This window comes from Treponema sp. OMZ 790 (assembly GCF_024181285.1).
Classification (GTDB): domain Bacteria; phylum Spirochaetota; class Spirochaetia; order Treponematales; family Treponemataceae; genus Treponema_B.
This window is the reverse complement of sequence record NZ_CP051201.1, coordinates 1,313,981-1,336,153: the sequence shown is the minus strand read 5'-3', so window position 1 is coordinate 1,336,153 and position 22,173 is coordinate 1,313,981. Positions and strand designations below refer to the sequence as shown.

27 protein-coding genes are annotated in these 22,173 nt (G+C 33.3%); all 27 read left to right on the top strand.

The window, feature by feature from the left end; all coding sequences use genetic code 11:
• Nucleotides 1–46: 46 nt before the first annotated feature.
• The 27 genes from E4O01_RS06515 to E4O01_RS06385 all read left to right on the top strand — a co-directional run bounded on the left by E4O01_RS06515 (nt 47) and on the right by E4O01_RS06385 (nt 22,172).
• Nucleotides 47–346 (top strand): hypothetical protein, encoded by a 300-nt coding sequence (locus E4O01_RS06515; protein WP_253694970.1) that lies wholly within the window; start codon nt 47–49, stop codon nt 344–346.
• Nucleotides 331–999 (top strand): nucleotidyl transferase AbiEii/AbiGii toxin family protein, encoded by a 669-nt coding sequence (locus E4O01_RS06510; RefSeq protein ID WP_253694969.1) that lies wholly within the window; start codon nt 331–333, stop codon nt 997–999. The genes E4O01_RS06515 and E4O01_RS06510 overlap by 16 nt, the downstream gene beginning before the upstream one ends.
• Nucleotides 992–2,257: an ABC transporter ATP-binding protein gene (locus E4O01_RS06505; protein ID WP_253694968.1), complete on the top strand. Its 1,266-nt coding sequence runs from the start codon at nt 992–994 to the stop codon at nt 2,255–2,257. Before E4O01_RS06510 ends, E4O01_RS06505 begins: the two co-directional genes overlap by 8 nt.
• A 9-nt stretch (nt 2,258–2,266) precedes the next feature.
• Nucleotides 2,267–3,685, top strand: coding sequence for a surface carbohydrate biosynthesis protein (locus tag E4O01_RS06500; protein WP_253694967.1), 1,419 nt, complete (start codon nt 2,267–2,269; stop codon nt 3,683–3,685).
• A 77-nt stretch (nt 3,686–3,762) separates the two neighbouring features.
• On the top strand, nt 3,763–4,758 hold the full coding sequence (gene pseB / locus E4O01_RS06495) for a UDP-N-acetylglucosamine 4,6-dehydratase (inverting) (protein ID WP_253694966.1): 996 nt from the start codon (nt 3,763–3,765) through the stop codon (nt 4,756–4,758).
• Nucleotides 4,758–5,906 (top strand): UDP-4-amino-4,6-dideoxy-N-acetyl-beta-L-altrosamine transaminase, encoded by a 1,149-nt coding sequence (pseC, locus tag E4O01_RS06490; RefSeq protein ID WP_253694965.1) that lies wholly within the window; start codon nt 4,758–4,760, stop codon nt 5,904–5,906. Before pseB ends, pseC begins: the two co-directional genes overlap by 1 nt.
• Entirely contained in the window at nt 5,903–6,694 is a 792-nt protein-coding gene (locus E4O01_RS06485) for an aldo/keto reductase (RefSeq protein ID WP_253694964.1), read from the top strand. Before pseC ends, E4O01_RS06485 begins: the two co-directional genes overlap by 4 nt.
• Nucleotides 6,691–7,380 carry a pseudaminic acid cytidylyltransferase gene (pseF, locus tag E4O01_RS06480; protein ID WP_253694963.1) on the top strand — a complete coding sequence of 230 codons (690 nt, stop codon included), beginning with the start codon at nt 6,691–6,693 and terminating at the stop codon, nt 7,378–7,380. Before E4O01_RS06485 ends, pseF begins: the two co-directional genes overlap by 4 nt.
• 2 nt (nt 7,381–7,382) lie before the next feature.
• The gene (locus E4O01_RS06475) at nt 7,383–8,678 is read left to right on the top strand and encodes an aspartate aminotransferase family protein (protein ID WP_253694962.1); all 1,296 of its coding nucleotides are present in this window, start codon (nt 7,383–7,385) and stop codon (nt 8,676–8,678) included.
• Nucleotides 8,679–9,053 (top strand): hypothetical protein, encoded by a 375-nt coding sequence (locus E4O01_RS06470; RefSeq protein ID WP_253694961.1) that lies wholly within the window; start codon nt 8,679–8,681, stop codon nt 9,051–9,053. It abuts the gene before it with no gap.
• Between the two features lie 9 nt (nt 9,054–9,062).
• Nucleotides 9,063–10,382, top strand: coding sequence for a DUF4910 domain-containing protein (locus tag E4O01_RS06465; protein WP_253694960.1), 1,320 nt, complete (start codon nt 9,063–9,065; stop codon nt 10,380–10,382).
• Between the two features lie 3 nt (nt 10,383–10,385).
• Nucleotides 10,386–11,159, top strand: coding sequence for an AAC(3) family N-acetyltransferase (locus E4O01_RS06460; protein WP_253694959.1), 774 nt, complete (start codon nt 10,386–10,388; stop codon nt 11,157–11,159).
• A complete protein-coding gene (locus tag E4O01_RS06455) occupies nt 11,159–11,572 on the top strand; it encodes a VOC family protein (RefSeq protein ID WP_253694958.1) in 414 nt (137 codons plus the stop codon). The genes E4O01_RS06460 and E4O01_RS06455 overlap by 1 nt, the downstream gene beginning before the upstream one ends.
• Nucleotides 11,569–13,155: an HAD-IIIC family phosphatase gene (locus E4O01_RS06450; RefSeq protein ID WP_253694957.1), complete on the top strand. Its 1,587-nt coding sequence runs from the start codon at nt 11,569–11,571 to the stop codon at nt 13,153–13,155. Before E4O01_RS06455 ends, E4O01_RS06450 begins: the two co-directional genes overlap by 4 nt.
• Before the next feature lie 3 nt (nt 13,156–13,158).
• Entirely contained in the window at nt 13,159–13,320 is a 162-nt protein-coding gene (locus tag E4O01_RS06445) for an LbetaH domain-containing protein (protein WP_253694956.1), read from the top strand.
• On the top strand, nt 13,284–13,997 hold the full coding sequence (locus E4O01_RS06440; RefSeq protein WP_253694955.1) for a TylF/MycF/NovP-related O-methyltransferase: 714 nt from the start codon (nt 13,284–13,286) through the stop codon (nt 13,995–13,997). Before E4O01_RS06445 ends, E4O01_RS06440 begins: the two co-directional genes overlap by 37 nt.
• A gap of 14 nt (nt 13,998–14,011) precedes the next feature.
• Complete coding sequence (locus E4O01_RS06435) at nt 14,012–14,236, top strand: acyl carrier protein (RefSeq protein WP_253694954.1); 225 nt, start codon at nt 14,012–14,014, stop codon at nt 14,234–14,236.
• Between the two features lie 20 nt (nt 14,237–14,256).
• Nucleotides 14,257–14,826 (top strand): GNAT family N-acetyltransferase, encoded by a 570-nt coding sequence (locus E4O01_RS06430; RefSeq protein WP_253694953.1) that lies wholly within the window; start codon nt 14,257–14,259, stop codon nt 14,824–14,826.
• A 15-nt stretch (nt 14,827–14,841) separates the two neighbouring features.
• Complete coding sequence (locus E4O01_RS06425) at nt 14,842–15,657, top strand: formyltransferase family protein (RefSeq protein WP_253694952.1); 816 nt, start codon at nt 14,842–14,844, stop codon at nt 15,655–15,657.
• Nucleotides 15,658–15,660: 3 nt separating this feature from the next.
• Nucleotides 15,661–16,437: a WbqC family protein gene (locus E4O01_RS06420; protein ID WP_253694951.1), complete on the top strand. Its 777-nt coding sequence runs from the start codon at nt 15,661–15,663 to the stop codon at nt 16,435–16,437.
• A 55-nt stretch (nt 16,438–16,492) separates the two neighbouring features.
• On the top strand, nt 16,493–17,359 hold the full coding sequence (locus E4O01_RS06415) for a methionyl-tRNA formyltransferase (protein WP_253694950.1): 867 nt from the start codon (nt 16,493–16,495) through the stop codon (nt 17,357–17,359).
• A gap of 75 nt (nt 17,360–17,434) precedes the next feature.
• Entirely contained in the window at nt 17,435–18,073 is a 639-nt protein-coding gene (locus E4O01_RS06410) for a DUF488 domain-containing protein (protein ID WP_253694949.1), read from the top strand.
• Nucleotides 18,066–18,509, top strand: coding sequence for a DUF488 domain-containing protein (locus E4O01_RS06405; RefSeq protein WP_253694948.1), 444 nt, complete (start codon nt 18,066–18,068; stop codon nt 18,507–18,509). Before E4O01_RS06410 ends, E4O01_RS06405 begins: the two co-directional genes overlap by 8 nt.
• A 23-nt stretch (nt 18,510–18,532) precedes the next feature.
• Nucleotides 18,533–19,135 (top strand): dual OB domain-containing protein, encoded by a 603-nt coding sequence (locus E4O01_RS06400; RefSeq protein ID WP_253694947.1) that lies wholly within the window; start codon nt 18,533–18,535, stop codon nt 19,133–19,135.
• 31 nt (nt 19,136–19,166) lie between these two features.
• On the top strand, nt 19,167–20,174 hold the full coding sequence (gene pseI, locus E4O01_RS06395) for a pseudaminic acid synthase (RefSeq protein WP_253694946.1): 1,008 nt from the start codon (nt 19,167–19,169) through the stop codon (nt 20,172–20,174).
• A 10-nt stretch (nt 20,175–20,184) separates the two neighbouring features.
• Nucleotides 20,185–21,129 carry an ATP-grasp fold amidoligase family protein gene (locus E4O01_RS06390; RefSeq protein ID WP_253694945.1) on the top strand — a complete coding sequence of 315 codons (945 nt, stop codon included), beginning with the start codon at nt 20,185–20,187 and terminating at the stop codon, nt 21,127–21,129.
• An 11-nt stretch (nt 21,130–21,140) separates the two neighbouring features.
• Entirely contained in the window at nt 21,141–22,172 is a 1,032-nt protein-coding gene (locus E4O01_RS06385) for a glycosyltransferase family 2 protein (RefSeq protein ID WP_253694944.1), read from the top strand.
• Nucleotide 22,173 lies beyond the last annotated feature (1 nt).

The window sequence follows — 22,173 nt, the reverse complement described above, 5'->3', positions numbered from 1 at the left end:
TAAAGGAAATTAAGGGTATTGAATGGATACTATTAGGAATAATAAGATGAAATTAACGATGCAGGATTGTTTATGGGATTGTACTATCAGTGAAACGGAACTGCATTCTATTATTACAGGCAGCGATATTAAAAAAAAACAATGGCTTTTTAACCGTATTGTATATAACTCGCAGGATAAAATCGGTGATTTGCTGTTGTTTTCCAAAAAGGATTTATGCACTCTTTTTGACGGCTTTACTTTTTCTCATCGTTCCGGTTTAACGTGGGAAGTATACATGGCCTTGAGAAACACAATGCTGAACGAACGGCAGTATATAGAAAAGTTACAATGGAAAAAACTATAGTACAGAATTATGATGAGTTGTATTCTCTTCAAGATAGGGTATTAGGGATTGTCTTTTCAGAAGAGACTCCGTTTTATTTAACAGGGGGAACTGCACTCCATCGCTTTTATTGTAATGCACGTTATTCGGACGATTTGGACTTTTTTATGAACGGACAGTCTTATTTTTATGATGAAGTAAAAGAGATTATCTACCGGCTAAAAAAGCAATTTAAAATTGAAACTGTGATAAATGCAAAAGACTTTTTGCGGATAAAAACCGGACAACTGAAAATTGACTTTGTAAACGATAGAGTATACAAGTACGGAATTTCAAATAAAATATGCGATTTTGCCGTTGATAATGTGTTTAATATACTGGCAAATAAATTAACGGCTGTTATTGGGCGTGACGAAGAAAAAGATGTATTTGACATTGTTTCCGTTTGTTTGATGTATGAGTTTGATTGGAAAATAATTTTGGAAGCTGCACACCAAAAGGAATCCTTTGAGGATTGTACGCTTATTGAGCGTCTAAAAACGTTTCCGCTTTCTTGGCTGGAAAATCTGAAATTGATAAAATCTATGCCGATAACGGATGTTCTGATTGGTAACATCTGTCAGGATATACGGCAAAAAAATAAAAACTCGGTATTTGGGATTAAATATGAGTAATACTGTAATAAAGATAGAACATCTTTCTAAGATGTATAAACTTGGGACAATAAATAACGATGCTCTTTTTAGGGATATTCAAAGCTGGTGGGCGTTAAAACGCGGAAAAGAAGATCCTCATTCGCAGATTGGTGAAGATAAATATCTAGGCTCTGATACCGAATTTTGGGCATTAAAAGATTTAACTTTTGATATTAAGCAGGGAGATAGGGTCGGTATAATAGGAAAGAATGGAGCAGGGAAGTCAACTCTTTTAAAAGTTCTTTCCCGTATTACTACACCTACTGAAGGACTCGTTAAGATAAAAGGAAAGGTTTCAAGCCTATTGGAAGTAGGAACGGGCTTTCATGGAGAGTTAACAGGCCGCGAGAATATTTATCTTAACGGTGCAATATTGGGTATGAAAAAGTCCGAGATTGACCGCAAGCTTGATGAAATTATAGACTTTTCGGGTATTGAAAAACATATCGATACACCGGTTAAACGTTATTCAAGCGGTATGTATGTCCGCCTTGCTTTTGCGGTTGCCGCTCATTTGGATAGTGATATTCTTATTGCTGATGAAGTGCTGGCTGTGGGTGATGCAGAGTTTCAAAAGAAGGCAATTGGAAAGATGAGCGAACTTTCGACAGGGCAGGGTAGGACGGTTCTTTTTGTCAGCCATAATATGGCAGCGGTAAAGTCACTTTGTAATAAGGGAATCATTCTTGAGAAGGGAAGGCTTATTAACTATGCTTCTATAAATGAGACTATCGTTGTCTACTCTGAAAGTAAAAAGCAAAATTATAGAAGAGAGTTATTATCTGTTAAGGATCAAAATATCAAAAGGGGAAATGGTGCTGTTGAATTTAGTGATATTATTTTTGATAAGGAATGTTATAAGATAACTGATGATATTAATATAAAGATTGCATTAAAAGTAAATAAAACTTTTAAAGGCTTGTATTTTGCGTTAATAGTAAAAAATAAATTTGGTGAAAGCCTTGCTGAATTTAAGACTTGCATTAAAAATGATATAATAACTTCAGATTTTAACAAGCATATTTATTTAAGTATTCCTAAAAATTCTTTATTACCTGGGAGATATCCTCTATATTTTTGGGTTGCCGATGAGATTTCACTGTCAGGTCCAGCTGTGAACTATTGTGTTTTGGATGAATTTACACCGGATATTGTTATTGAAGAAGATAATAATTGGGTAAATTTAAATTCTGATTGCATTAAATTAAATAATTGTAAATTTATTGTAACTGATTAGGATTAATATATGAAAGTCATTATAAAAGGTAAAATAGTTTTTATACCAATTGAAGTAAAGAATAGAGAGTATAAAGCTAAACTGTTGCTCGCAAATTATTTTTTGCAAGCGGGTTATAGTGTTTGTATCGGGAGCCTTTGGCATATGGATGAATTTATGGTTAATGCCGAAGATTCCGTATATATAACAAAAGATTTTTATAAGTATAGATTCCCATTTTTAGATAGTCTTCATAGGAATAGAAATTTTGTAGTAGGCTGGGATGAAGAAGGTTTGATTTATGATATTGAAGAGGAATATGTTGAAACGAGTTTAAATGAAAACACATTGAGAGCTATAGACTTGATTATTACATGGGGAAAAAGGCAAAAAAATACTATCGAAAAGTTTTTACGGAATTATACGAATCAGATTTGTGTATTGGGGAATCCTAGGCTTGATTTATTGAATTTTAATATCGTAACAAGTGCTTTTTCGAGTGAAATTTCTTACATACTAAAAGAATTCGGTTCTGATTATATTTTAGTAAATTCAAATTTCAATATTGCTACTCGTGATGATTATGATTCGAAAGTTGCAATTATAAGTTGTAACGGTGAATCGAAAAGAAGTATTGCTTTTGTTGAAAGGATGAACAGATTAGTCAATACTCTTGCTCCCTATTTTTTTTCTGCCATAAAAACAATTGCAACTGAATTTCCTGAAAAAAAAATTGTTTTTAGACCTCATCCAGCTGAAAGATTACAAGATGTGGAAGATATTTTTAAGAATTATAGTAATATTTATGTTGTAAAAAAGTTTTCTGTAAATCCTTGGATAGCATGTGCATCACTAGTGATTCATAGTGGGTGTACTACAGGAATGGAAGCTGCTATTATGGGGAAAATGGCTATTTCATATCAGCCTAATATTTCACTTGAATACCCCATTACTATTCCTGATCAGCTTAGTAAAGTTTTAAATACTGAAGATGAACTGTTATCTATAATTAGTTCTATGGAAAACAAACAATCCAGTGTTTTAAATAATGAACAAAAGTCAATTTTAGGTAATTATGTTTCTTTTACTAATAATGAAACATGTTCTGAAAGAATTGTGAAAAGTATTGATAAAGAAAATAAAATTGGAAAATTTGTTTTTGCCACACCTTTTTTAGATATTCGAAAATTTGTAAAAACATCACCTTTTAATGTTGAGTTTGGATCATTATCTTTTTCGGAATTTAAAAAAGACTTACTTTCTTTGAAGCGGGCTATGTCCTTACATTATAAGGAAAAAATACTTATTTTAACTGAAAATGTTTTTTTTGTTGTAAATAAAAAATCTAAAATAAAGTATATATATAGTTTTCGAGAAATTATATATTTCGCTAAAAGAGTTGTGAGAAAAATCACACGACTAACTGGGTGTGAATTTTTGTTTAACTAAATAGTTATGATGTATTTATTTTAATTTTGATATTTATATATTATGATTTATGGCTTTATGTATAGGAGTTGTATTATATGTTAAATCATTCAACAATTCTGGTTACCGGAGGTACCGGTTCTTTCGGCAACACCTTTATTCCTATGACTTTAAAAAAATATAATCCCAAAAAGATTATTATATATTCGCGAGATGAAATGAAGCAATGGGAGATGGCAAAAAAAATTCCAAATGATTCTCGTGTTCGCTTTTTTATAGGTGATGTACGTGATAGGGAACGTTTGTATCGTGCTCTTGATGGTGTTGACTATGTGGTTCATGCCGCCGCTACAAAAATTGTTCCTACAGCCGAATATAATCCTTTCGAATGTATTAAAACAAATGTAAACGGTGCTATGAATCTCATAGATGCCTGTATCGATAAGGGGGTAAAACGCTGTGTGGCGTTGAGTACAGATAAAGCGAGTCAGCCGGTAAATTTATACGGAGCAACAAAACTGTGCAGCGATAAAGTTTTTATTGCAGGGAATTCTTATACAGGAGGAAGAACACGATTTGCTGTAGTACGCTACGGCAATGTAATGGGCTCCCGCGGTTCGGTTATTCCCTTTTTCCTTGATACGGCAAAAACAGGGAAACTGACTATAACCGACAAAAGAATGACTCGCTTTATGATCTCTCTTGAGCAGGGAGTCGAGCTTGTATGGCATGCGTTTGAAGATATGGAAGGCGGAGAAATTTATGTTAAGAAGATTCCTTCCATGAATATTTGCGATATTGCGGCTGCCGTAGACGAAAATGCAGAGCAGATAGAAATAGGAATCAGACCGGGTGAAAAACTTCATGAGCAAATGATAGGTGTAGAAGATGCTCATTTTACTTATGAGTATCCAGAACATTTTAAAATTATTCCTCAAATATGTGAGTGGGGGCAAGCTGAAAAAATGATAAAAGGCGGCAAATCTGTGCCTGAGGGGTTTTGCTATACATCTGACAATAATGCTGAATGGATGACTATACCTCAGCTTAGAAAATGGATTGAGGATAATAAAGATAAAGTAGGAAATATCTGATGATTCAATACGGACACCAATATATTGACGATAATGATATACAAGCTGTTATAGCTGTATTAAAGTCAGACTTTTTAACTCAAGGGCCTGCAGTCAGCTGCTTTGAAAATAAAATTTGTGAAATAACAGGTGCTCGTTATTGTGTTGCAGTTTCTAATGCAACGGCAGGATTGCATATTGCTGTACAAGCTCTTAATTTACCGGAAAATTCTGAGGGAATTACAACTCCGAATACGTTTTTAGCTTCGGCAAATTGTCTTTTGTATAATAAAGTAAAGCCTGTTTTTACGGATATAAATCCCGATACTTATAATATTGATCCAAATAAAATTGAGAAAAAAATAACATCGGATACAAAGGTTGTTATTCCCGTCCATTTTGCCGGTTTAGCCTGCGATATGGAGCTGATTAGAAAAATTGTAGACACTCATAATATCAAAGTTATTGAAGATGCGTCTCATGCAATCGGTTCGTGTTATGCGGATGGTGCTCCTGTGGGAAGCTGCAAATATTCGGATATGACAGTGTTTTCTTTTCATCCGGTAAAAACAATCACCACCGGCGAGGGCGGTGCGATAACGGTAAATGATGAAGTCTTGTATAAACGCCTTTTACAATTACGAAGTCACGGTATGACAAAAGATGCTGAGTTGCTTACTCAAAATCCCGGTCCCTGGTATTACGAAATGCACAGTCTCGGTTTTAATTATCGTATGACCGATATGCAGGCCGCATTGGGGTATTCTCAGCTTTTAAAACTTGAACGTTTTAGAGAGCGGCGTCAGCATATCGTAAATCAATATAATACGGCTTTTGCTGGTATGCCTCATGTTAAACTTCCGTATAGAAATTCAGAACAAGTTTCCTGTTTTCACCTCTATGTCTTACAAATCGACTTTGAAGCAATCGGAACAACACGTAAAGATTTTATGAAAAAATTGGCCGATAAAGGAATCGGTACGCAAGTACACTATATTCCCGTGCATACTCAGCCTTATTATAAAACACGGTATAATTATAAAATCGGGGACTACCCTATTGCGGAAAAATATTATGAAAGAGCTTTATCGATTCCCTTATATCCTGCAATGTCAGATAGCGATGTAAAAACGGTAATCAATGCAATTCGGGAGATAATTTGTAAATGACAAAACTTGCACTCGGTACCGTTCAATTCGGCATGAACTACGGCATCTCAAATACACGCGGTCAAGTGCCGGCGGTCGAAATAGAAAAGATTCTTACATTTTGTAAAATCCACAATATAAATACGCTGGATACGGCACAGGGCTACGGTGAAAGCGAAGCCGTTTTGGGCCGTTATGATTTATCATCGTTTAAGATTGTTACCAAATTATCGGGTGATGCAGAACTCGAGGATTCTCTTTGTAAATTAAACGTCAGTTCCATTGATGCTCTCTTATTTCATCGTGAAGATGAAATAAATGATAAAACATGGCAAAAGTTTGAATATTGGAAAAGGCAAAAACTGGTACATAAGATCGGCGTAAGTGTGTATTCTCCCGAAAAACTTTTACGGATAATTCAAAACTATCCTGTAGACATCGTGCAAATTCCTCTTAACTTATTGGATCAGCGTTTTATACCGCTGCTTCCTGAATTGAAAAGTAAAAAAATTGAAATACACGTTCGCTCGGTTTTTTTACAAGGCTTATTACTGATGACCGATTATCCGGCGCAATTCGATTCGATAAAACATATTTTGCAAGGAATCCCCCATCCGAAACTTTTGTATGCTCTGCATTTCGTATTGTCATTAAAACAAGTTGATAAATTAGTTGTCGGTGTTACATGCTTAAAAGATTTGGAAGAAATTTATAACGCTTCTATATCTCCGTGTCCTTCCATCGATTACAGCAGTTTTTCCGTTCATAATGAAAAGATTATCAATCCTTCCTTGTGGAGTAAAGAATGAAAACCATTGCAATTATAACGGCACGAGGAGGCTCAAAACGTATTCCTCGGAAAAATATAAAAGAATTCATGGGTAAACCTATGCTTGCCTATGCGATTGACGCGGCAAAAAAATCGGAACTCTTTGATACGGTTATGGTTTCAACCGATGATAAAGAAATCGCTGCCGTTGCAAAAAACTATGGTGCCGAAGTTCCCTTTATGCGCAGTGCTAAAACCAGTTCGGATTACGCAATTACCTACGATGTTTTGGAAGAAGTATTAACCGAATATAAAAAATTAAACATTGGTTTTGATATGGTATGTTGTATTTATCCTTGTGTTCCTTTTTTAACGGCCGACTCGCTTAAAACCGCTTATAAACAAATGTGCGAAGAAAAAACCGATGTCATTATGCCGGTGTGTAAATATCCGGTACCGATAGAATGGGCGATGGCCGTTAACGGCGGTATACTTGTTCCGAATGATCGTAAAGCTCAACTTATCCGCTCGCAGGATTTAGTGCCGAAATATTATGACGTGGGTATGTTTTATTTTTGCAAAACATCAGCATTATTGGAAAATAAAACCTTAGTACCGCCGAATACGGGTGCTTATATAATCGATGAAACCGAATGTCATGATATCGATACAATGGAAGACTGGAAAGCTGCAGAATTAAAATATAAAATTCTACAAGGAGTGTAAATATGAAAACGTATACAAAATCAAATGAATTGCTTGAACGCGAATTAAAAGTGTCTCCGCTTGCCGCACAAACATTCAGCAAATCCTACCGTTACTTTTGCAAAGGAATTTCTCCTTTATACATCGATCATGCAAAAGGCTGCCGTGTTTACGATGTTGACGGCAATGAATTCATTGATTTTATCTGTGCCCTGGGACCTATCACTGTTGGATATAATGATGACCGCATAAATACTGCCGTAAAAGAACAATTGGATAAGGGTGCAAGCTTTTCTTTACAAAGTCCCATAGAAGTTGAACTTGCCGAAAAAATATGTCAAACCATTCCCTGTGCCGAAATGGTACGCTTTGTAAAAAACGGAAGCGATGCCACCACTGCCGCAATTCGTCTTGCACGAGCGTATACCGGAAAAGAAATTGTATTGATGAGCGGCTACCACGGTATGCATGATTGGTCAATCGGTGCGTCAAACAACAATAAAGGAGTTCCTAAAGCGGTTTGCGAGCTTACAAAGAATTTCATATACAATGACCTTAGTGATATAGAAGAAAAATTAAATACATATAAGGATAATGTTGCAGCCGTCATCCTGGAACCGATTCAGACAGACGGACCGAAAGAAGGCTATCTGCAAGCATTAAAGGATTTGGTACATAAACATAATGCAATTCTTATCTTTGATGAAGTTGTTTCCGGTTTCCGCTATGCCTTGGGCGGAGCTTCCGAATTGTATAAGGTAACTCCCGACTTGGCCGCTTTCGGTAAGGGAATGGGAAACGGATATTCCATCTCTGCAGTTGCCGGTAAAAAAGAACTTATGCAACAAATAGAAAATGGTGTTTTTATTTCAACCACATTCGGTGGGGATGCTTTTTCCATGGCAGCAGCCTTGGCAACAATTAAGGTTTTGGAAAAGCCCGGATTTTATGATTCCATCTGGAAACTCGGAGAAAAAATGCATACCGGATTAAAAAATCTGGTAAAAAAATATGAGCTTGAAAAGATTATCACGGTCAGTGGGTTGCCCCCGCATTGCGGTCTTGCCTTTGACGAAATAGGAAGATTATCGTATTTGGATATACACAGCGTATACTCCCAAGTTATGATTGAAAACGGCATTTTGGTATTTGCAATTTGTAATTTGAACGGCTCGCATACGGAAAAAGAAATCGATTTATACCTTGAAGCAACCGAAAAAGCGTTTGCTCTCATAAGACAAGCAATTACACAGGACAGTCTTGACGGAATTCTTAAAGGCGGGAAAGTAGACCCTGTCTTTAAAAGGAATATAAAATAAATGAAAGTCAAATTTCTTAAAGATTTAAATGATTCGGAAAAAATCGCCTTTGAACAATCCGGCCTGTATAAGCGCATAAAGAGTAATTGGTCATATACCGACACATCGATTGGAATACCGACATGCGATGAACGTACCGCATGTTATGGTATAGGTGTATATGATAGAAAATTAATGGCTGAAAATAAACCTCTCAGCCATTATGTTCTTTTTAAATCAATACTTGAAGCAAAGAACCGGAATTGCTGTATTTTTGAAATAGGAGATGTAACACCAATTGCAGATCAAAAATATAACGATATTTCAAAGTTTAAACGCGGGTTTACCGATACGCTCAATATTAAAAATGCACTTACACTAAAACTAAAGGATTAAATTACAACAATGAACGAAGGCGATAAAATGTATGTACTGGCAAAAGAATTATTTCCCATTTGCCGTAGTATTACAGGCAACGGAGTACGTGAAACTCTTAATATTATTAAAAAAGAAATTCCAGAATTGAAGATTCATGAAGTTCCCAGCGGAACCAAGGTTTTTGACTGGATTGTTCCTAAAGAGTGGAATATTAAAGATGCTTGGATAAAAGACTCAAACGGTAAAAAAATTATAGATTTTGCGCAGTCAAATCTTCATGTTATGGGCTATTCTATACCTGTTTCAAAAACAGTTTCCAAGGAAGAACTACTTTCTCTTTTATATACGGAACCCTTTCAGCCAGATGTTATACCCTATATCACTTCATATTACAAGGAAAGGTTCGGTTTTTGTTGTTCTGAAAATCAAAAAAAAGAAATTATCGACACATACGCCGTTGATGATGAATTTGAGATTTATATAGATAGTTCTCTTAAAGACGGGGCATTAACATACGGGGAGATATATCTTCCTGCCGATTGTTCCGCTTCTCAAAAAAATAAAAAGAACTCTGAACTCTTTTTTTCAACATATATTTGTCATCCTTCTTTAGCAAACAATGAGCTTTCCGGTCCCGTTCTTGCAACTGCATTGGCACACTATATAAAAAATTTACAAAACCGCAGATATTCATACCGAATTATTTTTATACCCGAAACCATAGGTTCCATTGCTTATTTGAGTAAACATTATAAAACAATGCAAAAAAATATTGTTGCAGGTTTTAATCTGACTTGTGTAGGAGATGATAGAACATATTCATATCTTCAATCCGCTTACGGAAATACCCTTGCCGATAAAGTATTAAAAAATGTTTTACATTTTCATTATCCGGAATATAAAACATATCCGCACCTTCAATCTGGCAGTGATGAACGCCGCTATAATGCACCGGGTATAGATTTACCTGTTGTTTGTTTTTCTCGTTCTCTTTACGGCATTTACCCCGAATATCACACATCGGCAGATAATTTATCGCTTATATCGCCGAGCGGACTTCAGGGCAGTTTTAATGTCATGACAAAATGTATAAATGCTTTAGAACATAATAAAAAATATAAGATAGCCTGTTTATGTGAACCGCAATTGGGAAAAAGAGGTCTATACCCAACAGTATCAAGAAAGGGACAATATGACGAAGTTTTTAAGTTGGTTAATTTTATTCAATACTGCAACGGCCATAATGACTTAATCGATATAAGTAATATTATAGGCGTTCCGGTTGATGAGCTGCTTGAAAATATAAATAAACTTATTAAAGAAAATTTACTGACAGTTGAGGCATAAGCTATGAGTTTGATGAATGATTTTATAAATCAACTACCTATTTTTAACGGTGATATCGTGTTATTTACGTCAGATGCTGTACGACTGGGATATTATTTTCATAAAAATAAAGAAAATTTTGATATCAATGAATTACTTGATTTAATCCTGAATAAGATAGGAACTGCAGGAACGGTCCTATTTCCAACCTATAATTGGGATTTTTGTAAAGGGATACAGTTCGATTATAAAAATACTCCTTCGCAAACGGGTTCCTTATCTCAAGCTGCATTGAAACATTCCGCATTTAAGAGAACAAAGCATCCTATCTATTCGTGGGCTGTTGCAGGGAAAGACAGGGAATACCTGTGTGAATTAAACAATACGGATTCGTTTGCAGAAGATTCTCCTTTTGCATATTTATATAAAAAAAACGGAAAAAATATCATTCTTGATGTCAGTATGCAAAATAGTTTTACCTTTGTTCATTACGTGGAACAGACAGTTGGGGTGTCTTATAGATACGTTAAAAATTTTTCTGCCAACTATATAGATGAAACCGGCATGGAATCTTTACGAACATATTCCATGTTTGTGCGAGACTATGATATGGATGCCGAGGTGAATTTGGAACCGCTTGAAAATTATCTTTTGGACAATAAAATAATAGAAGAAACAAAAATAGCTTGTTCACGGATATTGTCCATACCTTTAAATAAAACTTTTGATATTATTAAAGAAGATATTCTAAACAATCAATCAAAAATGATTGCAACATATAAGGGCCAAAAAAATTAATGAAATATCATCATATCGGTATTGCCGTTTTTAATATTGAAGAAACGGCTCCGTTTTATATTATGCAAGGGTATTCTAAATCTCAAACCGTTTATGATCCTATTCAACATGTAAATATCTGCTTCCTTACTGACGGATACAGTGAAATAATCGGGGGGGGGGGGATGCCTATGATTGAATTGATAGAACCGATTGATGAAAAATCTCCCGTCTATAAAATCTTACAAAAAAGCGGAGTTGCCCCCTATCATATTTGCTATGAAGTTGAAAATATATCCGATACAATAACCGAGCTGAAGAGGGAAAAATTTATTCCGCTTTCAAAGCCGGTTGAAGCGATTGCAATAAATAATAAAAAAGTTTGTTTTTTGTTTAATAAAAATATAGGCCTTATTGAATTAGTAGAAAAATGAAAACGTTTGTTTTTAGAAATAATACAGTAGAATTTTTTTTCGATAACAAAACACATTCTTTTTCGGGGTATGATGATATTTCGTGCATACCGGACGATGCGGATGAGTTCATTTGGTTTTATCAAACTCCGTATGAAATTGCTCAAGAATTAAAAACTCAAATTGTAGATTCTTATACGGAAAAATTTGATTTTGTATATTCTCAAATCTCTGAAAATAAAATGATCTATGTGTTCACTTTGGTAAACCTGTTTAATACAAAGATTGTTAGCTCTGACTTTGATATTGATCATGCCGTTTTTGCATTTAACAATCACATTGTAAAAAAATCAAAAGAAAAAGAAAATATTAAAATAATCGATTTTACCGATTTTATTTTTCGGTATAAAAAAAATGAAATAATTGATTGGAAGTATTATTTTACATCACAACTTGCATTCAGTCAAAAGTTGCTTAAGGATTTTCAATTATGGTATGCAAAAATCAGAGATGAGCTTGCTTTTAAAAGAAAAAAATGTCTGGTTTTGGATTTGGACAATACTGTATGGGGCGGAGTTCTCGGTGAAGACGGCATCGACGGCATAAAAATCGGCGGAGATTATCCCGGAAAAGCTTTTTTATATTTTCAAAAAGCGATTATTGAACTTGAAAAATCCGGTGTTATTATTGCAATTTGCAGTAAAAATAATGAGCAAGATGTTTTGGATTGTTGGAAAAAGAATCCGTTTAACTTAATAAATGAAACGGTTGTTTCTTCTTATCGTATCAATTGGAATAACAAAGCGGATAATCTTAGAGCAATAGCCTCCGAGTTGAATATCGGACTTGACAGTTTTGTTTTTATTGATGATAATCCCGCGGAAAGAGAGCTGATAAGACAAAACATACCTGAAGTTGCGGTTCCGGATTTTCCCGAACACCCCTATAATTTACCCTTTTTTATTGAAAGCTTGATAACCGATTATTTTCGTATTTATGCCGTAACTACAGAGGATAAAAATAAAACCGAAACATATAAGGCAAATGCAAAAAGAAAATCCGAAGAATCAAAATTTACCGATATGAAAAGTTTTATAAAAAGTCTTAATATACATATAAAAATAGAATCAGCAGATGATATACATATTCCCCGAATTGCTCAAATGACGCAAAAAACCAATCAGTTTAATTTGACTACCAAGCGGTATACGGATGCGGATTTAAAAAATATGATTTCAGCCGGTTCAAAAATATATTGCATGAGCGTTTCGGATAAATTCGGAGACAGCGGTATAACCGGCTGTATCATTATAAAACAGGATGAAGTCGATTCCTTTTTATTGAGCTGCAGAATCTTAGGCAAAGGAATCGAAAATGAATTCTTAAAACAGATTATTACGGTTTTAAAGCAAAATAGATACACTCAATTAAAAGCATCATATATACCCACGTTGAAAAATATGCAGGTTAAGAATTTTTATGAAAATAACGGATTTACTTTAGTATCGGAATCGGATACAGGTGAAAAAAGATATAGTTTGAATATGTCTTCTTTTAACTATGTTCCCAATGATATATATACTGTTTCTATAACGGAGGAATAAAAAATGAAAAAGAAAGTATTTATTTACTGCGCATCGGGATACGGCAAAAAAGTTGCCCTTTTACTGAATGATGATATGTATGAGATAAAAGGCTTTTTAGATAATAATTCATTATATTATAATGAATTATGGGGGGGTATAAAATCTTTTCCCCATCAATTCTAAAAAGTACGGATTTTGATTTTGTTATTATCAGCGTTTCTGAATATCAAAGAGAAATTACGGCAAACCTTTTGGAAATGGGAGTCGACAAGGAAAAAATTATTACTTTCATGCATGAAGATGTTATAAAATGGGATGAAGAACGCTACGCAATGGCCAAAAATTGTATCTCATACATAAAAGAAAGAAAGATAAAAGGAAATATTGCGGAACTGGGAGTGTATCAAGGTGAATTTTCTTCTTTTTTAAGTAAACAACTTCCCGATAGAAGAATCTATTTATTTGATACCTTTGAAGGTTTTTCACAAACCGATTTGGCAACTAAAGAAGTAAATGGCGATGAGAGTGTTTTTAAAGATACATCTGTAGATTTAGTGCTCAAAAAAATGCCTATACGGGAAAATGTCATAATTAAAAAAGGTTGGTTTCCCGACACAGCTGACGGGCTTGAAGATTCGTTTTGTTTTGTCAGTTTGGATGCGGACTTATACAATCCCATATATGCAGGTTTGGAATTTTTTTATCCTCGACTGGAAAAAGGAGGATATATTTTTATTCAGGATTTTGATAGTATGACCTATCCGGGCTGTAAACAAGCCGTATACGATTATTGCGATAAACATACCGTTTCCTTTGTACCGATTTTGGACAGGTGTTGTACTGCAATAATCACCAAATAAGTTAAGGAGAAAAAATGGAAAAGAAAGTAATCAGCTTATTAAGCAGAGTTTTTGAGAATGTCGCGATTGATGAATCTTCTTCACAGGAGAATATTCCGGAATGGGATTCTATGAAACAATTGAATATTGCATTTGAAATTGAAAATGAATTCGGAATAGAGCTTGAACCTGAAGAAATTGTCTTATTAAAATCAGTCAACGGGATTATCAATTTTTTGAATACCAAAACAAACGGTTAATTTCGGATCTACATATATCAATGAAGACATCATATAAAATATTAAAAAAACAAATCTACACTTTTGAACATTACTCTATTGTTCCGATTCGATATGAAGACCGTTTTGATATAATGAAATGGCGCAATGAACAGATATATCATTTACGCCAAAACGAGCCCTTAACCGTCGAAAAACAAAATAAATATTTTGATACTGTAGTTTCAAAATTATTCGATACGGATAAGCCCGATCAAATATTATTTTCTTATTTAGAAAATAATATTTGTATCGGATACGGCGGTTTAGTGCATATTAATTGGATAGATAATAATGCGGAAACCTCATTTATTATGAATACGGATTTGGAAAAAGAATATTTTGATATGTACGGGGACATATTTTTTAGACTTTTAAAAGAAGTTGCTTTCCAGGAACTTAACTTGCATAAAATATATACCTATGCATTCGATTTACGACCGCATTTGTATCCTGTTTTTGAAAGAAACGGATTTAAAAAAGAAGCTGTTTTAAAAGATCACTGTTCGTGTAACGGTGAATACAAAGATGTTGTTATACATTCAATTATTAGAAGTTCCTTAATTGAATAAAACAGGATAAGTCAAATGATAAATGTTATATATATCGGCAATTATTATAAGATACCTGAAATGATCTATCACCATCCTCAGCTGTGTTTAAAGGGAATTATTTTTGAAAATGATAAAATAAATGATGAGCTTATTACTTTTAGCTTGGTGCGTGATATTCCTTTAATTAGTATTAAAACAAGTAAGGATATTATAAAAACAATAAAAAATACTTGTTCTGCAATTGATTTTTTTATCATGTGTTCTTTTGGTAAAAGAATACCTATGGAAGAGTTAGAAACTGTTAAAATATTTAATATTCATTACAGTGCACTACCAAACTACAAAGGACGCCATCCTACTTTTTGGGCAACAATCGCAAATGAAAAGAAAATAGGCATTAGTTTGCATGAAGTCACGTCAAAAATTGATGAAGGAAATATTGTTGCGCAAAAAACCGTCCCGTATTATATATGGATGAAAGAAACAGAGTTGTTTGATTGTTTAACGGAAAAGGTTCCCCTGCTACTGGATGAATTGATTAGTTATTTAAAACATAATACAGTTTGCTTGGAAAATACATCGGATTTTTATTATCCTATGGTAAAAGAAGAAAACTACCTTATAAATATAAATACTGATAATTTAACGCTTATATATAATAAGGTAAGAGCTCAGTCACGATATCGTGGAGCTAAAATTATAATTAGCGATAAAGAATTTTGGATAAAAAATATTGCATATACATTTTTGGCTATGCAATCAGATTATATAATAAAAAACAATGACACTCTGTACATTAAATATAATGATGAGATTTGCATTAAAACGAAGGATTTTGAGGTTAGTTAAATTATGAAAACAATAGCTATAATGCAACCCACTTATATGCCGTGGCTGGGGTATTTTGCAATGATTGACCAAGTAGATATTTTTATTTTTTTAGATGATGTCCAGTTGGTTAAAAGAAGTTGGCAAGTACGAAATAAAATTAAGTCACAAGACAATGAGTTACTTCTTTCAATTCCTATTATAAAAAAATCCAGTCGTGAAGATATGTTAATATGTAATACAATGTATGTTCAGGGAAATAATTGGCAAGAAAAGCATTTATTATCAATAAAACATAGTTATTCAAAAGCCTTGTATTTTAATGATGTATATAACTTCTTACATACTTTTTACCAAAAAGAATACTCAAGTATCGGAGAGTTCACTTCCAATCTAATTATAGCTATTTCTCGAAAAATTGGCATTAAAACTGAATTTATATTTTCGTCAAAAATAAAAAAGAATAAAGCAAAAAAAGATGAACTTTTATCGAATATATGTATGGCTTTGGGTGCTGATAATTATCTTTCTGCATATGGCTCGGCTGAATACATTGAAGAATATAGCCCCGGCGGAAATTTAGTCAAACACGGGATAGATGTTTTTTATCAAAATTATCAACATCCCGCTTACAAACAATTAGGCTGTCAATTTATTTCACACATAGGAGTGTATGACTTATTACTTAATGAAGGGTTTACCAATTCTTTAAAAATAATCCGTAGCGGTAACTTGAAACCTATACATTATACTTCATTTAGACAGAATATGTATACAAAAGTATACATAGGGGGGGGGTAAGGAAACCTAGGCTTCCTCTTACGTTATATGCGGCATATAGCCGGAAGAATGCCGCATGAAAAAGCCCTTATCTATTTGCATCGGTGTTTCAGGCGGACTTGGATTAACGATTCTACAATATTTATTATGCCGTCATGATATATCGATTTCTGCCGTTTTTACAAACAAAAAATCAACGGAAATTATCAGTTTTGTGCATTGTCATAAAATTCCTTGCTTTATAGGAAATCCCAAAAACAATGCAACTTCAGAGTTTCTTTGCCATATTAAACGACCTGATATTTTACTTACAGTGAATTATATTTTTATTATTGAAAAAGATTTAATACTTTTTCCTTTAAAATATGCAATAAATATACATGGGTCATTACTCCCAAAATACAGAGGGCGCACACCGCATGTATGGAGTATTATTAATAATGAAAAAATAGTCGGTGTTACGGCACATTTTATTACAGAAACTTGTGATGAAGGCGATGTTCTACAACAAATAATTATACCTATAAAAGATACCGATACCGGTGGTTCCATATTAAAACAATATAAAATCTTTTATCCACAATTAATAGACTCGCTTATTTTAAATATAAAACAAAATAGTCTTAAGCCAATAAAGCAAAATGAAAAATTAGCAACATATTTTCCTAAGCGTGTTGCTTCAGATGGATTAATTGATTGGTCATGGCAGAAAGAACGCATCTATAATTGGGTGCGTGCAATGGCACCGCCTGAATATCCCGGTGCTTTTTTTTATTATAAAGGAAAAAAGATAATCGTTCAGAAGATAGAATACTCCGATATGGGATTTAATTATTCAGATGAAAACGGTAAAATTTATTTTGCTTCAAATTCGTATTTTGTAATAAAAACACCTAACGGCTGCATACTTGCATATATTTATAAAGAGGAAGAAGTAAAATAATATATTGTATTACGGGCTTAAAATTTTTAAAATTGATCCCGTAAACACGGATATTGTACGGAGAAGAAAATAGAAATGAACTCACCATATTTTTTATATTCTATAGGTTGTTCGACCAGACCTATTTGTGACTTTATTGATATTCTTAAAAAATATCATATTAAAGTAGTTGCAGATGTACGTTCTATTCCGTACAGCAGATTTACTTATCAATATAATGCTGAATTCTTAAAAAAAGAATTATTAAAAAATAAAATCAGGTATGGCAGTTTTTCAAAAGAATTCGGTGCGCGACGTGATGAAGATTTTGTTTATTTAAATAATACAGTTGATTTTAATAAAGTAATGACTCTACAAGTTTTTAAAGATGGTATTACACGTATTCGGCATGGACTTGAACAAGGTTATTCTATTGCTTTAATGTGTACAGAATATGACCCCTTAGATTGTCATAGATTCTCTTTAGTTTCACGGGGAATAAAAAAAATCTTAAGAATTTCAACGAGCCATATATATGACTTGAATAAGACAAAGTCTACTGAAGAATTGGAAAACGAAATCCTTAAAAAATTTAATTTGCAATTTGACTTATTTGAAAATAGAGATATGCTTCTAGAAAGAGCATATAAGATATTAGAGAATAAAATTGCATATTCTAGACCGCACTCAGAAAATATTAATGCGATAAAACAGGAGGTTTTTGATTATGTCTAATTTATATACGATAGGGTATACGGAAAAATCCGCTCAACAGTTCTTTAATCTCTTAAAGAGTTCTACCGCCAATAAGTTGATTGACATTAGACTACATAATACTTCTCAACTTGCCGGTTTTACTAAAAAAGCTGATCTAGTATTTTTCTTAAAAACCATACTTGATTGGGAGTATTTAGAAGCAGCTATTTTAGCGCCGACAAAAGATATTCTTGCTGACTATAAACACAAAAAAATTACTTGGAATGAATATGAAATACAATATCTTAATTTATTACATAAGCGAAGAGCTGACAAATATATTAAGAAAAATATGTTGAAGAATTCGGTTTTACTTTGTTCCGAACATTTACCGGATTTTTGTCATCGCCGCCTTGCCGCCGAGTATTTAAATACGGCATTTGGTAATATTTTTGAGATTACTCATCTTTATTAAAATTAAACCTCAAGAGGAATTATATGGGTACTGATTTTCTAGTTGTTGCAAATTCTATCAAATCGGGAGGACGTTGTTTGGCGGGTATTTTAAATCCGTATTCTGATAAGAAGAAATGGTGTCGGTTGGTTGCCGATCCTAGCGGAAAACAATTAGATAATGACCTACCTATTACTGGTAAAGATACTTTATCAAAATTAACAACCTTAGATATTATTGAAGTTACTATAGCTTTAGAAGTCCCGTTGCCTGAACAACCTGAAAATATGCTGCTAGACAAAACACTGGATATTAAATATGTGAAACAAGAAAACAAAACTTTTCTCAATCAATTTTTACAGACGCCTGATGATATATGGGGAAGGAATTCGATATCGGAACCGACACATAACGGTTCCTCGCTAATGTTGTTGCAGGTAGATAATCCAAAAATAAGTAAAACTTTTAAAGATTATCCTTCTCTTGAGTTCGAGTATAAGAATACGTCTTATAATATAAGATGTACTATGGAAAATTTTGTATACATACCATTAAATAGTAACCTTAAAACTTGTCTCATATGTGTCAGTTCTGGTGTTCAATACAATGGCTCGTATTATAAATTTGTTGCAAATGTTATTATATAGTTTTTGTATTTAAAATTTTATGGGGAAAATAATGAAAACTTTTATAATTGCCGAACTTTCGGCTAATCACAATCACAAAAAAGAAATAGCTTTTAAAACAATAGAAGCGGCAAAAAAAGCCGGTGCCGATGCGGTAAAAATTCAAACCTATACGGCCGACACAATCACATTGGATTGTGATAATGAATATTTTCAGATAAAACAAGGCACCCTTTGGGACGGTACAACCTTATATAAGCTGTATCAGCAAGCGTATACCCCCTGGGAATGGCATAAAGAATTATTCGATTATGCGGCAGAACTTGGTATTCCTCTTTTTTCAACTCCCTTTGATAAAACGGCGGTAGATTTTCTTGAAACGCTTAACAACCCCATATATAAAATAGCTTCGTTTGAAATTACGGATATTCCATTAATTGAATACACAGCTTCAAAACATAAGCCGATGATTATTTCCCTAGGTCTTGCTACCTTACAGGAAATAGAAGAAGTTTTAGCCGCCTGTAAAAAAGCAGGGAATTCCGATATTACTTTGTTAAAGTGTACATCTTCTTATCCCGCCCCGTTGAATGAAGCAAATCTTTTAACCATACCGGATATGAGTACAAGATTTAACTGTAAAGCGGGTTTATCGGATCACACACTGGGTGATACCTGTGCCTGCGCGGCTGTTGCTTTGGGAGCAAAAGTTATTGAAAAACATTTTATTATTGACCGTTCCATAGGGGGGCCTGACGCCGCATTTTCTATGGAAGCCGAAGAGTTTGCTGTTATGGTAAAAAGAATACGTGAAACGGAACAGTGTCTGGGATGTGTTTCGTATGAACTTTCGGAATTGAGTAAAAAAAGCAGAAAATTCTCGCGTTCTTTATTTGCCGTCAAGGATATACAAGAGGGAGATATCTTTACAGAAGACAATGTAAGATCTATAAGACCGGGGGATGGTATAAATCCTAAGTATATAAATGAAATTTTAGGAAAAAAATCAAAGGTACATATAAAAAAAGGTACACCCATTAAATTTGAGTTTTATAGATAATGAATAAGTTATGAACAAAGCACTAAAAAAAATTTTGAAACCTATTTTACTACCGCCATATCACTTAATAAAAAACTGGCTATACAAAGACAGAACATGGCTAAGAATATTACTCTCAACCCTATCTCCGGTACTGGCAACAAGAATTTTATATAAAAAAGCATTTAATAAAAAATTTGATTTGAATAACCCTCAAACTTTAAATGAAAAATTACTGTGGCTAAAACTTAATACGTATTACAAACATCCTCTTATAACGGAATGCTGCGACAAATATCTTGTACGCAATTATGTCGAACGAATGGGCTGTAAAGAAATATTGAATGACTTAATAGGGGTGTGGGACAATCCGGATCAAATTGATTTTGAAAGTTTACCGGACAAATTTGTACTGAAGTGTAATCACGGATGCGGATATAATATCATCTGTAAAAACAAAAAAACTTTGGATATACAAAAAACGAAAAAACAGCTTAAAAAGTGGCTGCACGAAGATTTTTGGAAGCTTTATGCTGAGACACAGTATAAATTTATAAGGAAAAAAATTATTTGTGAAAAATTTATAGAAACAAAAAATGATTTGCTTCCTGTTGATTATAAATTTTTTTGTGAAAATGGAAAATTTAAAACTTTGCAAGTTATTACTGATAGAGAAACGGATATTAACCTATATTATTTTGATGAGTTATTAAAGTATAGGCCTGATTATTATTTACAAAATAATTCAAATGTTGATACTGTTGCGGTACCTTTGTTGCCTAATAATATAACCGAAATGATAAAAATTGCTGAATGTTTATCTAAGCCGTTTCCATTTGTAAAAGTAGATTTATATAATGTGGAAGGTAAGATACTTTTCAGTGAACTTACTTTTATCCCATACGGTGGAATACATTATACTAATCATGCTAATATGCCTAGTTCAATAAAATTAACCGATATAAAAGAAAAATAGAGTTTTCCTGTATGCACAACAAACTAACCATTCTAATGCCCTCATATAACCGCGGACAATATATAATGCAAGCGGTTGATTCAGCCCTCTCGCAAAAAACCGATTTCGGTTTTAAACTGATTATTACCGACGATTGTTCTACGGACAATTCGGTTGCAATTATTAAAGAACTGCAAAAACGGCATCCCGATACAATTGAAATACTTTTATCCGCAAAAAATGAAAAGCTTCTGGCGAATATTCTAAAAGCTCAGGTAAAAGTAAAAACGGAGTACTTTTGTGTACTTGATCCCGACGATTATTATACTGATGAATACTTTTTACAAAAAGCCGTCGATTTTTTAGATACTCATAAAGATTTTTCAATTTACAGTTCGAACTGTCAAATGTTGTATGAGGATAATACAAGTACTCCATTTATCAAAAATAAACTGCCGGAAGCTTTTTTTACATTTGATGACTTATTGCAAAATAAAGTAATAATTACACAAACTGCCGGAAGTATTTTTCGAAATGTCGTTTATAATAACGGCATACCTGAAATTATACAAAAAGCGGTAGGAACCCAAAGCGAATCTTCTTTTCGGGCAGATACCGAACGATATATTTTTCATCTTCACAAGGGAAAAGCTTATTTTAAAAATGAAATTGTTGCCGTTTATAGAATTCATAATGCAGGAATTTGGACAAGTGCCGGTCAATTTAAGCGAAATCTTTTATCGGCTCAGGCCTACTATGATTATTTTAGATATTTTGATTATACATATCCCGAGTATTTTATAAAAACATCTATGCATGCTGTAAAAGAATGTTTTGAAGAATTAAAAGCAACTATCGATACAAACACATTTACAAAAACGATAAATATTGAAGATATAAAACAGCTCATAGATTTAATGACGGAAAATGAAAAATACTATGATAAAAGTTTTTTTGCAAATGATATATCGAAAACAGTAAAAAATAATATAACAATAAAAAAAATAATCAAATATGCGTTACCTTACGGATTGGTGCGATTTATACAATTAAAGAGGGGCTAAA

Excerpts from the sequence above, each read along its gene's own strand:
- E4O01_RS06515 (WP_253694970.1), top strand. The coding sequence starts at position 47 with ATGAAATTAACGATGCAGGATTGTTTATGGGATTGTACTATCAGTGAA.
- E4O01_RS06510 (WP_253694969.1), top strand. The coding sequence starts at position 331 with ATGGAAAAAACTATAGTACAGAATTATGATGAGTTGTATTCTCTTCAA.
- E4O01_RS06505 (WP_253694968.1), top strand. The coding sequence starts at position 992 with ATGAGTAATACTGTAATAAAGATAGAACATCTTTCTAAGATGTATAAA.
- E4O01_RS06500 (WP_253694967.1), top strand. The coding sequence starts at position 2,267 with ATGAAAGTCATTATAAAAGGTAAAATAGTTTTTATACCAATTGAAGTA.
- pseB (WP_253694966.1), top strand. The coding sequence starts at position 3,763 with ATGTTAAATCATTCAACAATTCTGGTTACCGGAGGTACCGGTTCTTTC.
- pseC (WP_253694965.1), top strand. The coding sequence starts at position 4,758 with ATGATTCAATACGGACACCAATATATTGACGATAATGATATACAAGCT.
- E4O01_RS06485 (WP_253694964.1), top strand. The coding sequence starts at position 5,903 with ATGACAAAACTTGCACTCGGTACCGTTCAATTCGGCATGAACTACGGC.
- pseF (WP_253694963.1), top strand. The coding sequence starts at position 6,691 with ATGAAAACCATTGCAATTATAACGGCACGAGGAGGCTCAAAACGTATT.
- E4O01_RS06475 (WP_253694962.1), top strand. The coding sequence starts at position 7,383 with ATGAAAACGTATACAAAATCAAATGAATTGCTTGAACGCGAATTAAAA.
- E4O01_RS06470 (WP_253694961.1), top strand. The coding sequence starts at position 8,679 with ATGAAAGTCAAATTTCTTAAAGATTTAAATGATTCGGAAAAAATCGCC.
- E4O01_RS06465 (WP_253694960.1), top strand. The coding sequence starts at position 9,063 with ATGAACGAAGGCGATAAAATGTATGTACTGGCAAAAGAATTATTTCCC.
- E4O01_RS06460 (WP_253694959.1), top strand. The coding sequence starts at position 10,386 with ATGAGTTTGATGAATGATTTTATAAATCAACTACCTATTTTTAACGGT.
- E4O01_RS06455 (WP_253694958.1), top strand. The coding sequence starts at position 11,159 with ATGAAATATCATCATATCGGTATTGCCGTTTTTAATATTGAAGAAACG.
- E4O01_RS06450 (WP_253694957.1), top strand. The coding sequence starts at position 11,569 with ATGAAAACGTTTGTTTTTAGAAATAATACAGTAGAATTTTTTTTCGAT.
- E4O01_RS06445 (WP_253694956.1), top strand. The coding sequence starts at position 13,159 with ATGAAAAAGAAAGTATTTATTTACTGCGCATCGGGATACGGCAAAAAA.
- E4O01_RS06440 (WP_253694955.1), top strand. The coding sequence starts at position 13,284 with ATGGGGGGGTATAAAATCTTTTCCCCATCAATTCTAAAAAGTACGGAT.
- E4O01_RS06435 (WP_253694954.1), top strand. The coding sequence starts at position 14,012 with ATGGAAAAGAAAGTAATCAGCTTATTAAGCAGAGTTTTTGAGAATGTC.
- E4O01_RS06430 (WP_253694953.1), top strand. The coding sequence starts at position 14,257 with ATGAAGACATCATATAAAATATTAAAAAAACAAATCTACACTTTTGAA.
- E4O01_RS06425 (WP_253694952.1), top strand. The coding sequence starts at position 14,842 with ATGATAAATGTTATATATATCGGCAATTATTATAAGATACCTGAAATG.
- E4O01_RS06420 (WP_253694951.1), top strand. The coding sequence starts at position 15,661 with ATGAAAACAATAGCTATAATGCAACCCACTTATATGCCGTGGCTGGGG.
- E4O01_RS06415 (WP_253694950.1), top strand. The coding sequence starts at position 16,493 with ATGAAAAAGCCCTTATCTATTTGCATCGGTGTTTCAGGCGGACTTGGA.
- E4O01_RS06410 (WP_253694949.1), top strand. The coding sequence starts at position 17,435 with ATGAACTCACCATATTTTTTATATTCTATAGGTTGTTCGACCAGACCT.
- E4O01_RS06405 (WP_253694948.1), top strand. The coding sequence starts at position 18,066 with ATGTCTAATTTATATACGATAGGGTATACGGAAAAATCCGCTCAACAG.
- E4O01_RS06400 (WP_253694947.1), top strand. The coding sequence starts at position 18,533 with ATGGGTACTGATTTTCTAGTTGTTGCAAATTCTATCAAATCGGGAGGA.
- pseI (WP_253694946.1), top strand. The coding sequence starts at position 19,167 with ATGAAAACTTTTATAATTGCCGAACTTTCGGCTAATCACAATCACAAA.
- E4O01_RS06390 (WP_253694945.1), top strand. The coding sequence starts at position 20,185 with ATGAACAAAGCACTAAAAAAAATTTTGAAACCTATTTTACTACCGCCA.
- E4O01_RS06385 (WP_253694944.1), top strand. The coding sequence starts at position 21,141 with ATGCACAACAAACTAACCATTCTAATGCCCTCATATAACCGCGGACAA.